The organism is Bacteroidales bacterium (assembly GCA_023229505.1).
In the GTDB taxonomy this organism is placed as follows: domain Bacteria; phylum Bacteroidota; class Bacteroidia; order Bacteroidales; family JAGOPY01; genus JAGOPY01.
Map to the genome: position 1 here is coordinate 18,931 of JALNZD010000012.1, position 16,262 is coordinate 35,192.

Below are 16,262 nucleotides of genomic sequence, written 5' to 3' on the forward strand. Positions count from 1 at the left end.
AATTTCCTAAAGCCCAAGCAATGCAACGATCGGATCATTTCCACCGAACAGCATCTTTGCAGGATTCTCCAGCATCTCCTTGACTTTTACCAGGAAACTGACTGACTCCCTGCCATCTATGACCCTGTGATCATAGGATAGAGCCACGTACATGATGGGGTGGATCTCTACCTGCCCGTAGACTGCTATGGGCCTGTCGACAATATTATGCATGCCCAGGATGGCGCTTTGCGGCGGATTGAGAATCGGAGTGGATAACATGGATCCGAAAACCCCGCCGTTCGTAATCGTAAAGGTGCCGCCTTTCATATCATCAAGGCTGATCTTGTTATCCCGTGCTCGGGTTGCCAGTTCCTTTATTTTCAGTTCAATTTCAGCCAGCGACATTTGCTCGGCATTCCTCAGAACAGGTACCATCAAGCCTTTCGGCGTACTCACTGCTATGCCTATATCGGCATAATTGTGGAAAACAATCTCATCCCCGTCAATTTGTGCATTGACTTGCGGAAAATGCTGCAAAGCTTCGGTGATGGCCTTCGTGAAGAACGACATGAACCCCAGGGATACTCCATGCTTCTCTTTAAAAGAATCTTTATACTGTTGGCGTATTTTCATGACAGGGGTCATGTTCACTTCATTGAAAGTTGTGAGCATGGCAGTTTCATTCTTTACGGATACCAGGCGTTCAGCAAGCTTCAGGCGCAAAGTGGTCATTTTCTTGCGCTCTGTATCCCGGCTTCCACCCCGGCTTTCTGGTTGTGCAGGTAATTGGGCGGGTTTAACCTTGTCTTTCTCCTCAAGGATAAAAGAGACATCATTCTTTGAAAAACGGTAATGCCTGATAAATTCGATAAAATCCTCCTCGCTGACCAGGTTCGTTTCAAGAAGCTTTTTTGCCAATGGAGAAAGATGGAGCTTGATTGAAGGATCCTCATCCTTTGAAACAGGCTTTTTCGAAGTTGCTACTTTCATGGGCTTTTCAGAGGGTGCTTTTCCGTCAGTTTCAATCCTTGCAACGACTGATCCTACTGCTATGCTCTCGCCCTTGCTGATGAGGATGCGAATAACTCCCGACTGTTCAGCGCTGATGCTGAGCGTGGCTTTATCCGAATCGATCTCGGCGATTTCCTGATCTTTTTCAACAAAGGAGCCGTCTTCAACCATCCAGTTAGCTAACTGGACTTCGTTGATCGACTCACCCGGGCTGGGAACTTTTACCTCTATGATCATTTTAAGATAAGATATTAGCTTTCAAGTTTTTTAATTGCGGAAACAGACTTGCTGGTGATAGGCACCCCAGTTTTTAACAATTGGTTCTCAAAGGTCTTCCAGCGATTCCCAATGCAGATCATCCGGCATTCTTCCGCAACTTTCGGGCAGTCGCAACTGCTGAAAGTCTTTTCAATGATCTTACGCTGCCTGATTTCATGGAACTCGTGCGAACCGGTTGCCGGGCTTCCACTGGAAGGTCGGGCGATCAATCTTGTTGTGAACTCCTGCATCTGTTGCTGGATAAATGTCCATGCCCCCATATTGGCAGGTTCTTCCTGTGTCCATAAAGTATCAGTTGATTGATGATATTTTGCCATGATCTTCCTGACCTGGTTCAGGGGAAAAGGATGCAGTTGCTCTATCCGGATGATGGCCGTATCATTTGCATGGATCTTCTCTTTTTCTTCCAATAGGTCATAATATACTTTCCCGGTGCAGAAAACTAACTTATTAATCAGATCAGGTTCAGCCGCAGGATCATCAATTAATTCACGGAATCCTCCTGTTGACAGATCTGAAAGCGGTGATACGCACCGGGGATGGCGCAGCAGGCTCTTGGGAGTGAAAACGATAAGCGGTTTCCTGAATTCACGGTGCAATTGCCGGCGGATCAAATGGAAAAAATTAGCCGGGGTGGTGATATTAGCCACCTGCATGTTGTATTCAGCGCTCAGGATTAAAAATCGCTCGATCCTTGCGCTGGAATGTTCCGGCCCTTGTCCTTCAAATCCATGGGGAAGGTAAATGACCAGGTCGTTCATTACATTCCATTTGTCTTCTGCACTGCAAAGGAACTGGTCGAATATGATCTGGGCTGCATTGGCAAAATCACCAAACTGGGCCTCCCAGATGGTCAATGTATCAGGTGATGCCAGAGAATAACCATAATCAAATCCCAGCACGCCATATTCTGAAAGAGGGGAGTTGTATATTTCGAAACGGGCCTGGGTGTCACTTAAATGATTCAGAGGGTAATACTCTTTCTCGGAATCTTCAATTTTTAAAACAGCATGCCGGTGCGAAAAAGTCCCTCTGATGGAGTCCTGGCCGCTGATACGAACCCGGAACCCTTCTTCCAGCAAAGTGCCGTAGGCCATCAGTTCTCCCATTGCCCAGTCAAGCATTCCCGTAATTTCGATCATCTCCATGCGCGTTTCCTGGAGCTTAACCAATTTACGAAAATAGTTTTCACCTTTAGGCACATGGGCAATCCGGCGACCGATCATCTTGAGCTTTTCAAGGTCGACGGAAGTGTCAGGTGATGCTTCAAAGTCCCGGGGTATGGCTTTCCGGATGTCTTTCCATACATGGCTAAGAAATGAGCTGATATGAGCTTTTTCAATCTTTTTCGATTCCTCCAGGTCTTTTTCGAGATTATCCTGGATCCTGACATCGACTTCATTAAAAAATGATCGTTCAAGCAGCCCCTTTTCAAGCAATTGCTGTTTATAGATCTCCATCGGGCTCGGATGCTTTTCGATAATATTATAGAGGATGGGTTGCGTAAACCGGGGTTCATCACCTTCATTATGGCCGTACTTCCTGTAACAGAGAATGTCAATAAAAACATCCCGCTGGAATTTTGCCCTGAACTCCATGGCAATCTGAATAGTGGCGATCAGCGCTTCAACGTCATCACCATTGACATGAAAAACCGGTGATTGAACGACCTTGGCCACGTCAGTGCAGTATGTGCTGGACCTTGCATCCAGGTAGTTGGTGGTAAAACCAATCTGATTGTTAACAACAAAGTGTACGGTCCCTCCGGTTTTATAACCCGGGAGCTGCGACATCTGGATCACTTCATAGACCACTCCCTGTCCTGCAATTGATGCATCGCCATGGATAAGGATAGCAGCGATGCGGTTAAAATCACCTTTATAGTCCTTGTCGGCGCGGGCCCTGACTATCCCTTCGACAACCGGATAGACGGCTTCAAGGTGTGATGGATTGGGGGACAGCGTCATTTTTACGCGTTTGCCAAGGGTTGTCAGCCGTTCCACTGTGAATCCGAGATGATATTTAACATCCCCGAGAAGGGTTTCATCGTCATATTTCATGCCTTTGAATTCATTGAAAATTTCCCTGAAGGGTTTTTTCAGGATATTGGCCAGTACATTTAACCTGCCCCTGTGCGGTATACCGATCACAAATTCATCCGTGCCCAGTTGCGATCCTTTTTCCATAATGGCGTCCAAAGCAGGAATAAGCGCTTCGGCCCCTTCAAGGGAAAAACGCTTCTGACCGGGGAATTTTTTATGGATAAATTTTTCAAACATAACAGCTCTTGCCAAATCGCGGTAGATATATTTCCTGTCATCCAGTGTAAAAGGGTAGGTGTTCTTCGACTGTTCCATCTTGTTTTGCAGCCAGAGACGGACTTCAGGATTGCGGATATAGAAAAATTCTGCGCCAACCGATTGGCAGTAAGTCTGTTGAAGATGATCCAATATCTCTTTCAATGAGGCTTTACCGATCCCGATCTCATGGCCTGCTTCGAATGATTTCAGGAGATCATCCTGGGTTAACCCGAAATTTTCCAGGTCAAGTGTGGGAGTATATTTCCTGCGCGTTCTGACCGGATTGGTCCGTGTAAATAAGTGGCCCCGCTGCCGATACCCATTTATAAGGTTAATGACTTTAAATTCAGACGGATAGACGGTTTCTTCGCTTTTTTTGCGAACAGGATAATGTTTCAGGGCAAATTCAAATCCATCAAAGAACTGCCTCCAGCTTTCATCCACGGATACCGGGTCTTCCAGGAATTTCCTGTATTGTTCTTCCACAATGGCCGGGTCAGCAGCATGCAGATATGAAAACCTATCCATAAAAAGCTATTTAACAAAAGCATCGGCAAAGATACAAAATGACGGCCAATAAAAAAGGCTGCCCTTTTCCGGACAGCCTTTCTTTTACCTATAGATTTTTTATGCCGGTTCGATAGCATCTACCGGGCAGACGTCTGCACAGGAACCACAGTCGGTGCAGATATCAGGATCAATCACATAGATATCACCTTCCGAAATAGCTTCAACAGGGCACTCATCGATGCAGGTGCCACAAGCTGTACAGTCATCAGTTATTTTATAAGCCATATTGCAATTATTTAAAATGTTTGTTATTTAATGCTAAATACAAAAGTAGTTTTTTCATGGTTATCATCTAATTTTCATCATGAAAAATTAAATTTATTCCAACGGATATTGAAATAACGAAATAAAGAGGTGACGATACTCGATATTCGAAGTAATGAACAATGTCCCATCGAATATTACTTCGAATATCGTTAGATCGTATCGTGCTTTCGAATATCAAAAAAGCCCGCCGGCTTTCGCCGCGGGCTTTTTTGCTGCTCCCCGAAGCTGGCTATTATCTGAATTATTTGATCCTGGATTTAACATAAGAGACTTGGAGTTTCTTAAATATTCCCTTTCCCCGGATGGGGAAAGGGTTAGGGATAGGGATAGGGGCTGAAAACCGAAGCTGGCTATTATCTGAATTTTTTAATTAGGCTTTAAAATGGCCGAACTTTGGGGAAACATACAGGGAAACTTAAACAAGCCAAAACAAATTCAATTAATTGCATAAATAACGTCATCACAATAAAAATTATTTAGAACCCATCTAAATTGAATTTATTTATCAAATCCCCCTTGATTTTAGTGAAAATTTTTGTATATTGTAATCGTTAATCCACCCTCCGAAAACAAGTTATTTTTCTTCGTCAGGGATTCTGTTTTAGAAATGTTACATTACGGATTTTTAAAAATTGTGATCATCATTTCATTTTAGTTGTAAACATTAATGTCCATGATTCTGAAATAAAATGCCATGCACTAAATGCTAAAATTAAATAACTTTTCTAATGATGAAATTAACTCTTTCTTTAGTTGGATTTTTTATTCTATCCCTTAGTATCTCCGTAAAATCTCAGCAATATGATAGCCTTGTCATTGAAAATGCACAATGGCGGGTCGCTTATTACTATGAGTCTGATCCTACTGAAATGTTCGGCTGGTTGCTACGAGGAGATACTTTAATAAATGGTTATCAATATAAAAAAGTCTTTAAGCGTCATTTTCAAGACTATAATTCCAATGTAATAGATACTCAATATTTGTTCGGTGTTATGAGGGAGAACGTTGAAAATAAACTAGTTTACGCCATTCAATTTTACGAATCTTCCGGAGGATGTGATACAATAAATTCTGAATTCCGATTATATGATTTTTCTTGTCAACTTGGAGACACCTTATTGATATGTTTTACTAATCCGATACAATATTCAATTGTATATAGTGTGGATACAACATTTTATTTTGGCAAGCTCAGAAGAAATTTTACAGCATCACATACTATTGATTTTATAGAGGGTGTCGGTCACCTTGCAGGATTATTTGAGAATCCAATTATGCCTGTTACAAAGGAAATAAATTATTACTACTCAGAATTGATCGATTACTGTGTAGGTTCTGATGAAGAGTGTTCTGTTTATTATGTGCAAGTTGATGATAACTCTATAAATTCAAATTTCGTGATTTATCCAAATCCTTGCAGAGGAAGCTTTACAATCCAGCCACATAACTCCAGCAGGTATGTTTGGCACTACAGTCTTTATAATTACATAGGAGAATGTATACAATCGGGTGACATTTTTAAAGAAAATGAGGTCATTAAATTAAGAAATCAAGGATATTACTATCTGAAATTGATTTCCGACCGAAATATATTATTCACAAAGAAAATAATTTGTACTTATTGATTAAAGTGCTTCGTTATGAAAAAAATTGCCGTAATCCTGTTATTAGGAATGATATTTTTTAGCAATGCATCATATTCGCAGGAATATGATCCAATATCCAATGACGATAATTTTTACGATTTTGTCGAATATTGGTTTGATTCATTAAATTATAACTTTTCAGACACGTCTGAAGGAGGCTCTAATTCCAATGCTGAAAGATTAAAAGATGTTTGGGTTCCAAGACTTTCACCTTCCGGTGATGCTTCACTCGCTGCAGAAGTTTTCATGAATTATTGTTCTAATTTTCAACCTTCAGGATCGAATTATTCTCCTAATTGGATTTGTCTAGGGCCAACAGGTTTACCGGAAAACGGTAATGGGATAGGAAGGATGCATCGCATTGAATTTGATCCTTTTTATAATGGGAATACCAATCAAACTATATATGCTTCCTCAGGTTTTGGTGGATTATGGCGATCCCTTAATGATGGAGACTTTTGGGAAAATGTAAATACAGATTTACTTTTACCAACCACTTCAGTCGGCGATATTGCAATTGATCCTAATTCTTCCGATACTATTTTCGTAACAACTGGCTTATGTGATGAGGGTATAATTATTTATGAAGTTAACACTGCAAAAATAAATCCAATTTTCACTTCGGGTGTTTATAGATCAGATGACTTTGGTACGACTTGGAATAATATTACACAAAACATAAATGAAGATTTTGAAATAGGGGTTGCTTTAAGAAGGATTATAATCAATCCTAGCAATTCTAGCCAAGCATTTATTTGCGGATCAAATGGTATATACAGGACAAATGATGCGCTAAATCCTCAACCTGAATGGAATCATGTTTTAAATAATTTAGACATCAATGATAATGAGTTATATGGTCTGGAATTCAGACCTTTGTATCCGTATGGAAACATTATTGCAAGTGGAAGAGATATTTATTTATCTGACGATCAAGGAGATACATGGCATTCGATCACGGGTCCGGGCACAGGATTAGATTTAAATGATTTAGGAAATAATTTTATCGTACGCCGAATTAACATCGCAGTCACTGTTGCAAATCCAAATAAACTATTGGCTTATATAGTTGGCAAAGAAACTGGTGGCACATCCTTATACATTTGGGAATACAATTTTGCAACACAACTTTGGAATGAAGTTGAGATTTATCATTATATAGCCCCCGGTGTTTCTAGAGTGGTAGCATGGGATAGAATGGCATTTGAAATTTCACCTGTAGATGAATATGAGTTCTGTTATGGTACCACAATTTTGTACGGTACACGAGACTATAGAATCCATGATCCGGTGGAATGGTCAGTTTATTTAGGAAATGGTTTTCATGCAGATGTCCATGGATTGGAGTATAATCCAATTAATACAAATAAAATTCTTTGCGCCCACGATGGTGGTATAAGCGAAAAAGTCTTATCAATAACACCAGGTACGGATGGATGGTCTTATAAATATGATGGCTTGCAGGTTAGTACAATGTTCGTCCATGATTTTTCAAATTATAATGAAAAATGGATTGGGACTGGTCATCAAGATAATGGTTACATGTTTCTTTATAATAATAATGGAACAGATAAATGGTTTTATAAAAATTGGGATGGTGATGGATATGGAATACAAAATTCAATAATATATCCTGAACAATTTTTTCTATTTAAGCAAAATACATTTAATTCTGAAAATATCAAGCATCAAGTTTACAGATACGATTATTTAACCCAAATTAGCGCAACTGAACAAGTAAACAGTGTTCCTTATGATGGCAAGAGGCCTTCGGAGAGAGCTGAATTTGTGAAATCATTTCAACTCAGACAGCACCCACAAAAGGACTCAATTTATATGGGCTTAACGGAGGTATATAAAAGGAAAAGTAAATTACCTCCTGCTCTTCCAGAAGTTGCATGGGAAAATAGATCTGATATTGCTAAAAATGATAATGTATCTTGTCTTGATGGAGATGGCCAATGGCGTAGGCAAATCATCGATTTTGAAATCTCTGCGGCTGACACAAATTATGTTTATATCGTCACTCTTGGAATTTATAATGGTGAAGCTGAAATCTGGGATCTTGAATCTCACTTATTTTATAGCAACACTGGAATGAATTTTGGAGACTATGAGGATGAGTCTCATTTTACCTGTTTAGATTTTCCCGGAAATGGAACTGACCCATTTCCCGTAATCACATCGATTGTAATTCATCCGACTAATCCAGAAAAGATATGGATAACATTCTCTGGTTTTATTGATGAATATAAAGTCTGGTCATTTGATGGAACTTCTTGGACGAATGAAGATCCTAATAATTCCTTAAATAATCTTCCGGTCAATGATATAGTATATCAACCTGGTACTGATGATAGACTTTATATTGCAACGGATGCTGGGATTTATGTAAAAGATAGCACTATGATAGATTGGGAAAAATATGGCGATTTTCCGAATGTTCGTGTGACAGAACTTAAAATAAATTACTGTTCCAATAAGTTAAGAGCTGCAACATTTGGAAGAGGACTTTGGGAAGGTGACCTATTGCCATCTAATGGATATGATAATGAGAGAATTATTTCGGAAGATATTACGTGGGATGGGATTCAAGCAATGACAAAGGATTTGCGAATTACAAGTACAGGAAAACTAACAATTACTAACACATTGAGTATGCCTTATATGAGCAAAATTATTGTTGAGAGGGGAGGTGAACTTATTATAGATGGTGGTAAAATCACTAACAATTGTGAAAAAATGTGGAAAGGCATCCAAGTTTGGGGAACAACAACTGCCTCCCAGTCCACATCCGGAGCACAAGGTAAAATTACAATTGAAAATGGAGGAACTATTGAAAATGCTATAATGGCAGTGGTTCTTGCAAGAACCGATGGCCTAAAATATGCACCTGGTTACGAAGGTGGTATTATTCAGACAAATGACGCACATTTCATAAATAACAGAGCTGGTGTCAGGTTTTTCCCATACCGAAATATGGTCTCCGGTGTTGAAATGGATAATCTCAGTTATTTTCATTTTACAGAATTCCTCACCAATGCTGAACTGGCTGATGAAAGTGTACCTGAAAATTTCCTTTATTTATATGGCGTAAAAGGTATAAACGTTTATGGATGTAGCTTTACTAACTCCAGACCGGAAGAAGAAGCTTCAATGAGTCACAGAGGGATTGGCATATATAGCGAAGATGCAGATTTTACTGTAACTGATTCCAGCTCATTTAGTAATTTGAATTATGGTATTAAGACTTTCGATCTCACAACAACAAGAACTTTTGAAATTACTCATTCGGCTTTCATCAACAATATGACAGGTATTTATAGTAAAAATATTCATAATTCAGTCATTTTATTTAATGATTTTGATGTTTATTATATAAGTATATTCCATGGTCCGGACGATATTTTTGGTGGATTATATTTAGATAACTGCACAGGATACACTGTTGAGGAAAATAATTTTTATAATGAGGACGAATATCCTTACCCAGATGAAATTCTTAGTATTGGAATTACGGTTAACAATTCGAAAGACAATTTGAATATGATCTACCGTAACACTTTTAACCTCTTACATATGGGCATACTGGCACAAAATAGAAACAGGGGAACCTCTAATTTTACAGGATTAAAGTTGAAATGTAATATTTGTACCGATAACCGGGGCGATTTTGCTGTGACAGCGGATACGGCATCGGCAAACAAGGGAATTTCAATTTATCAAGGGGCGTATATTTATGGCGATGAAACTGCACCTGCTGGGAATTTATTTTCTCATGCTAACAATAATAACCCATACAGTGATTTTAATAATACCTTATCCCGGCAATGGATTTATTATTTCCATCATGATAGTCTATCTCCTCAAGATGCATGGATTCCTTTTTATCATCAAAATATCACGCATTATGGATACATTCGTTATACTACTTATGATGATGTTTGTCCTCCTAATTTTAGTTTCGGAGGTGGGCAGTTAAAATCTGAACCTATTGTGATGGATGAAGAAGAACTTATAGCAAGAATGTCTTTGATGGAGAATTTGAGAGATTCAACTGCAAATGTACTCAGTCTATGGATTGATGCCGGGAATACTCCGGAATTGAATTATGAAGTTGAGTTTTCTACTCCTGAAGAATCACTTGAAATTTATGATGAGCTTATGGCAGATTCCCCTTATCTTTCTGACACTGTTCTATCCACAAGTATTGCAAAGGAAGAAGTTTTGGTCAATGCTATGATCAGGGATATTATGGTGGCTAATCCTCATGGCGTAAAGAAAGAAGAGTTGATTGAAGCTCTTGAACAAAGAGTGCCTCCATTACCAGAATACATGATGGCAGAGATCATGGCAGGATTGGATTCTATAGCGTTAAAGGAACAACGTGAAAGTGAGATTGCCTGGTATGAACAAGAACGAGCCTTAGCATTCAATAAGCTCATGAAAATTTATTTGGCAGAAGATATTTCAACTTCAGCAGAAGACAGTATCATTTCATTGATTACAAATCATGGGAACTTAAATAACAATTATTACCTGGCAACCAGATACCTGGAGCAAGGAAATATTTCAAATGCGTTTACAGTCCTCACTAGCTTACCAAATCAATTTGTGATGGATTCGGAACAGGAAATTGAACACCAGGATTACCTGACATTATTTACAATGGTTAGCAATATTACACAGCAGGGCAAGCCATTGGATTCTCTTGATAATACATCACGCCAGGTTCTGTATCAAATGGCTGAGAATGATTCACGACCGGCAATCATGGCTCAAAATATTCTGCAACACATTGATTCTGCCAGCTATCCTGAAGTTTATATTTTACCGGCATCTGGTCCTGTTTTAAGAAGATATGATGCTGAGAATCCAAATTTTAATACTGGTTTGGATCATGAAAATGTTTTCAAAGTCTATCCAAATCCATGTAATGATTATTTCATTATGGAATATTATTTTGAAATAATTCCAGGACAAGCATCTTATTCAATCAGTGATCCATCAGGAAGGATTATCGAAGAAGGACTTATTGAAGGTCAGCAAAATCAACTTATTAGAAGGACTTCTTCCTATAGTTCAGGCCTATATACCATCAAATTAAATATCAATGGCAAATTAGAGAAAGCATTGAAATTAAATGTAATAAGGTAAGTGTTTAAATTCCAATCAATTAAAATTTAATATTTTCTAAATTTTTAAACCCTGCTGTAATAGGCAGGGTTTTATTGTTATCAGTTCACAAAATATTATTATTGGGTTGATCAGCAAGTTATTGAAGGATTTACATTATTTTTATTGAAAAATTGTTCAAAAAAGGAAATATGAAAAAGTTCATATTTTTATTTATATTGTTCTTTGGATTATTTGACTTAAAAGGCCAATACACTTACTTTAACAACCGCTTTAACAATGATAACTGGAGCGCAGCATTGAGTATTCTTGAAACGGAATCAGGGTATGTTATTAGTGGAGTTAGTGGTGTGGTTTCCAATGATTATATTTTTAAAAGAATTGTCCTTACTTCCATTGATGACCAGGGAAACCAGTTATGGTGGAAAACTTACGGAGAAGATTTCCACAATTATTATGCCGGTGGAATACGGGGATGTATTAGTACATCCGATGGTGGATTTGTTATAAGTGGGAGTATAGAAGATTCTATTAGAGATGTCGGATTATTGATAAAATTTGATGAAAATGGCGATTCACTCTGGTCCAGAATTTATGGTGATTCTGCCTCGATTGATTATACAGCTACCATTTTTACGGTTTGTGAACAATTACCTGATAATGGATTTCTCATTACTGGTTATGTACATGTATCAGGAGATGATGATGATATATTACTCATAAGGACTGATAATCTTGGAAATATAAAATGGTTTCATACATATGGTCAACTACATTGGTTAGATGCTGGTTATTCCTTAATCCCATTGCCCGAAGGTAATTTTTTAATCGGATTAGATAGGCAACAAGTTGGAAATAACACTTCAAGGGATCCAGGTCTTCTCAAAGTTGATAGTCTTGGAAACCAAATTTGGATTAAATATTATGGAGGTATCTATGATGATGGACACTCCGTCGTTATACTATCACAAGATGGTAATTACCTTGTTGGAAGTACATATGCCGTGTCACAACCCCATCCGGATTACCCGGATCTTAAGGTTTGGATATTTAAAACAGATACCGCAGGAAATGTTATATGGGAAAGGAAATATAGTGATACGACATTTCTGGGGTGGTGTTCTACAATAGAGGAACTGGGCGATGGAAGTATTATCGTTTCTGGAACAGGTGCTTTTGCTGACGGATTTGGTAATTATGGTTGGATATTAAAAACAAAGGAAAATGGTGATAGTATCTGGATGAGGCGATACAGTTATTATCCTACATTTGAAAACCACCTTAATGATCTCAGGATCACATCCGATAATGGAATAATCATTACAGGTATGGCTTTAGGTGATCCCGAATGGGAGCAATCCATCTGGGTGCAGAAATTGGACAGCATTGGCTGTGATTCATCAGGTTGTGATACAACTGTCGGAATTCATGAAGAGCATGGGGGCATGGAGGCATGGGAGCATGGGATCTTGGAGTTGTGGCCAAATCCTGCATCAGACTGGATTCACATTATATTCCGGGAAAACAGGCCGAATTGGTTATCTAATAGAGATTTGGAAATATTCAATGTGTTTGGAAAACTTGTGGATAGAGTTAAAGTGCCGATGATTACGGAATCGTATGATTTTAATGTTTCAAACCTTCCCCAGGGTCTCTATCTCCTGGTTATACGTGAAAGACAAAAAGTCGTTTATACCGGAAAGTTTTTGATTGCAAGGTAAATTGAAATTATTAGTTGTCAATTTCATTTAGCAATTAATAGTTGGTGGTAGTTGTTTACCTGAACTTAATATAAAAATAAGATTTTGAAATTGTCCTGTTTTTTAAGGTAAAGTCATAGCTTTCCGCAGCAATTGAGACCCAACGCCAAAATAAATCAGAATTACTGCTCTCCCGTCAGGTAATTCATGTAATTTTGCCTGCTAAATATTTTTTTGTGATGGATAATAAAAATCACCAGATCATTGAACTGGAGCATGTTGTGGTTAAACTTGCGGGTGATTCCGGCGACGGGATGCAACTGAGCGGATCACAGTTTTCTGATACAACTGCAATTGATGGGCACGACCTGGCAACTTTTCCTGATTACCCTGCAGAAATTCGCGCACCACAGGGAACTGTGGCCGGTGTATCCGGTTTCCAGCTTCATTTTGGGCAAATCAAGGTTGAAACACCGGGTGACCTGGCGGATGTGCTGATCGCATTGAATCCTGCCGCTCTCAAAGTTAATATGAAATGGGTCAAAACCGCAGCAACCATTATCGTTGATGTGGATAGTTTCGAACAGAAAGATATTGTTAAGGCAGGCTTTACGCAAAATCCACTGGATGATGGAACCCTCGACGGGTATAAAGTGGTCAAAGCTCCCATTACCAGCCTGAGCCAGGCAACCTGCCTCGAACTGGGCCTTGATGCGAAATCGGCTGACAGGACCAAAAACCAGTTTGCTTTAGGCATGTTGTATTACCTGTTCAATAAAGATATTGACCTGGGGGAAAATTTCCTTGAAGAAAAATTCGGAAAGAAGCCACTGGTGTCGGAAGCAAATAAAGCAGTTCTCCGCGCGGGGTATCATTTTGCGGAGACCGTTGAAGAGTTTGATATCACTTACCGGCTCAAGCCCAGTGAAGATATGAAAGGCCGTTACCGTAACATGACCGGCAACATGGCAGTTGCCTGGGGCCTCATGGCGGCAGCGGAAAAAGCCGGACTTGAATTATTTCTGGGTTCATATCCTATAACCCCTGCTACTGAAATTTTGCATGAACTTGCCCATCGGAAACACCTTGGGGTTATAACACTTCAGGCAGAAGATGAGATTGCTGGGATAAACAGTGCCATCGGGGCTGCTTTTACGGGAAAACTGGCTGCCACATCTACTTCAGGCCCTGGTCTGGCATTGAAAAGTGAAGCTATAGGCTTAGCTATGATTACCGAATTGCCTTTAGTCATCATAGATGTTCAAAGAGGTGGCCCTTCTACTGGTTTGCCTACAAAACCCGAACAATCAGACCTTTTGCAGGCCCTGTTTGGCCGGAATGGCGAAAGCCCTGTAGTTGTAATGGCTGCCAGCACCCCTGCCAATTGCTTCGATTATGCCTTTATGGCAGCGAAAATCGCAGTGGAACATATGGTCCCTGTCATCCTGATGACTGATGGTTACCTTGCCAACGGCTCAGAACTCTGGAAAGTTACTAAAATGGCGGAGCTCCCAACGATCACCCCTCGATTTGTCAAAGATAATGATCCAAATTATAAACCTTACCTCAGGGATCCCGAAACCTTGGCCCGCTCATGGGCTATTCCCGGGCAGGAAGGACTAAGACACAGAATTGGCGGCCTGGAAAAGGAAGATGTGATCGGAACCGTTTCCCACGACCCGCTGAATCATCAGAAAATGGTGGGGCTCAGGCAGGAAAAGGTTTACAGGGTAGCCAATGTGATCCCGGAACTGGAAGTTTATGGCGAAAATACGGGCGATTTGCTGGTGGTCGGTTGGGGAGGTACTTATGGGCACCTTGTTTCGGCTGTGAAAGATTTGCAGACAGAAGGTAAAAGCATCAGCCTGGCACATTTTAATTACATTTACCCTCTTCCGAAAAACGCGGAACAAGTCCTGAAAGGGTTTAAAAAAATCGTTGTTTGCGAACTCAACAACGGGCAGTTCATATACTGGCTGAGGGCAATGTTTCCTCAATATCAATATCTTACCTATCACAAAATCCAGGGATTGCCATTCATGATCAATGAGCTTAAATCGAAATTCAACGAAATTCTGAAGGAACACTGATATGACACCAGAAGAATCAAAGCAGGCTGTATATACCCTCACAAGGGATGACTTTAAACCGGAAGGTACGGTTAAATGGTGTGCGGGATGCGGTGATTACGCTATTCTTGCTGCCATCCAGACAGTGCTCGTCGAACTGGGCGGCAGAAAAGAAGACATAGTCTTCGTTTCAGGGATAGGATGTTCTTCCCGTTTTCCATACTATATGAATACCTATGGCTTCCATGGCTTGCATGGAAGAGGAGCGGCAATCGCCTCCGGAATCAAAATTGCCAATCCGAAATTACAGGTCTGGCATATAACCGGCGACGGCGATAGCATGGCTATTGGCGGTAATCACTTTATTCATACGATCAGGCGCAATATAGACATGAATATTGTGATCTTCAACAATAAGATTTATGGTCTCACTAAAGGCCAGTATTCACCTACTTCTCCCAGAGGCCTGGTGACGAAAAGCTCGCCCGAAGGCGTGATCGAGAATCCGTTTACCCCGGGAGAACTCGTGATGGGTTCACAGGGCACTTTCTTCGCCCGTGCTGTCGATACAGAGCCGAAGATGATGCGCGAGGTCCTGAAAGCAGCCGCATTGCATAAAGGAACATCAGTGGTGGAAATCCTTCAGAACTGCGTGATTTTCAATAATCAGATCCATGCCGCCATTACAAATAAAGAGACCAAAGATGATCACCAGATTTATCTTGAAGCAGGAAAGCCCATGATCTTTGGGAAAAACCAGGATAAAGGCCTGATCTTTAAGAATAATCAACTCCGGGTAGCCACCATTGGTGAAAAGGGAGTGAGAAGGGAGGATATTCTGGTCCATGACCCGACTAACCCGGAAGATATGACCCATTATACCCTTGTCAGGATGGGATTGCCTGATTTCCCCGTTGCAATGGGCGTAATCCGGTCATGTGACTGCAACGAAGCTTATGACCAGTTGCTCGAGAAGCAAATGGAAGAAGCCAAAAGAAAAAGCAAAATCAAAAATATGGATGATTTGATTAATTCAGGTAATGTGCTGGACCTTTGATTATCTATTTTTTAAGAAATATTTTCAATAAGTTTTAATCATCCATTAGGAAAATATATTATTTTTACTGTCTATTTTGTCATTTAAATTGAAAAACTTTTTAGTACTTTCGGTCGTAACAGTTTTAATTTTTCATAATGTTTTTGCATTATATGCTGAAGTATTTTTCTCCAGTGACACTCAATGGGAATCTACTTTTAAGGAAAATGAGCAACCTGATGTGCTGTCTTTTACAGAAGCACAAT

At 39.8% G+C, this 16,262-nt stretch carries 8 protein-coding genes; 5 read left to right on the forward strand and 3 right to left on the reverse strand.

Going from position 1 to position 16,262, the window contains the following annotated elements:
* Window positions 1-6: 6 nt before the first annotated feature.
* From odhB to M0Q51_05950, 3 genes are all read right to left on the reverse strand, one after another.
* The gene (gene odhB / locus M0Q51_05940; protein MCK9399519.1) at window positions 7-1,230 is read right to left on the reverse strand and encodes a 2-oxoglutarate dehydrogenase complex dihydrolipoyllysine-residue succinyltransferase; all 1,224 of its coding nucleotides are present in this window, start codon (window positions 1,228-1,230) and stop codon (window positions 7-9) included.
* Between the two features lie 14 nt (window positions 1,231-1,244).
* Window positions 1,245-4,100 carry a 2-oxoglutarate dehydrogenase E1 component gene (locus M0Q51_05945; GenBank protein MCK9399520.1) on the reverse strand — a complete coding sequence of 952 codons (2,856 nt, stop codon included), beginning with the start codon at window positions 4,098-4,100 and terminating at the stop codon, window positions 1,245-1,247.
* 99 nt (window positions 4,101-4,199) lie between these two features.
* On the reverse strand, window positions 4,200-4,367 hold the full coding sequence (locus M0Q51_05950; protein ID MCK9399521.1) for a 4Fe-4S binding protein: 168 nt from the start codon (window positions 4,365-4,367) through the stop codon (window positions 4,200-4,202).
* A gap of 770 nt (window positions 4,368-5,137) precedes the next feature.
* Between M0Q51_05950 and M0Q51_05955 the strand changes: the two genes are divergently transcribed.
* The 5 genes from M0Q51_05955 to M0Q51_05975 all read left to right on the forward strand — a co-directional run bounded on the left by M0Q51_05955 (window position 5,138) and on the right by M0Q51_05975 (window position 16,017).
* Complete coding sequence (locus tag M0Q51_05955; GenBank protein ID MCK9399522.1) at window positions 5,138-6,034, forward strand: T9SS type A sorting domain-containing protein; 897 nt, start codon at window positions 5,138-5,140, stop codon at window positions 6,032-6,034.
* A 15-nt stretch (window positions 6,035-6,049) separates the two neighbouring features.
* The gene (locus M0Q51_05960) at window positions 6,050-11,212 is read left to right on the forward strand and encodes a hypothetical protein (protein MCK9399523.1); all 5,163 of its coding nucleotides are present in this window, start codon (window positions 6,050-6,052) and stop codon (window positions 11,210-11,212) included.
* Between the two features lie 170 nt (window positions 11,213-11,382).
* A complete protein-coding gene (locus M0Q51_05965) occupies window positions 11,383-12,912 on the forward strand; it encodes a T9SS type A sorting domain-containing protein (protein ID MCK9399524.1) in 1,530 nt (509 codons plus the stop codon).
* Between the two features lie 218 nt (window positions 12,913-13,130).
* Complete coding sequence (locus tag M0Q51_05970; GenBank protein ID MCK9399525.1) at window positions 13,131-14,981, forward strand: 2-oxoacid:acceptor oxidoreductase subunit alpha; 1,851 nt, start codon at window positions 13,131-13,133, stop codon at window positions 14,979-14,981.
* Window position 14,982: 1 nt separating this feature from the next.
* Window positions 14,983-16,017: a 2-oxoacid:ferredoxin oxidoreductase subunit beta gene (locus M0Q51_05975; protein ID MCK9399526.1), complete on the forward strand. Its 1,035-nt coding sequence runs from the start codon at window positions 14,983-14,985 to the stop codon at window positions 16,015-16,017.
* Window positions 16,018-16,262: the final 245 nt, after the last annotated feature.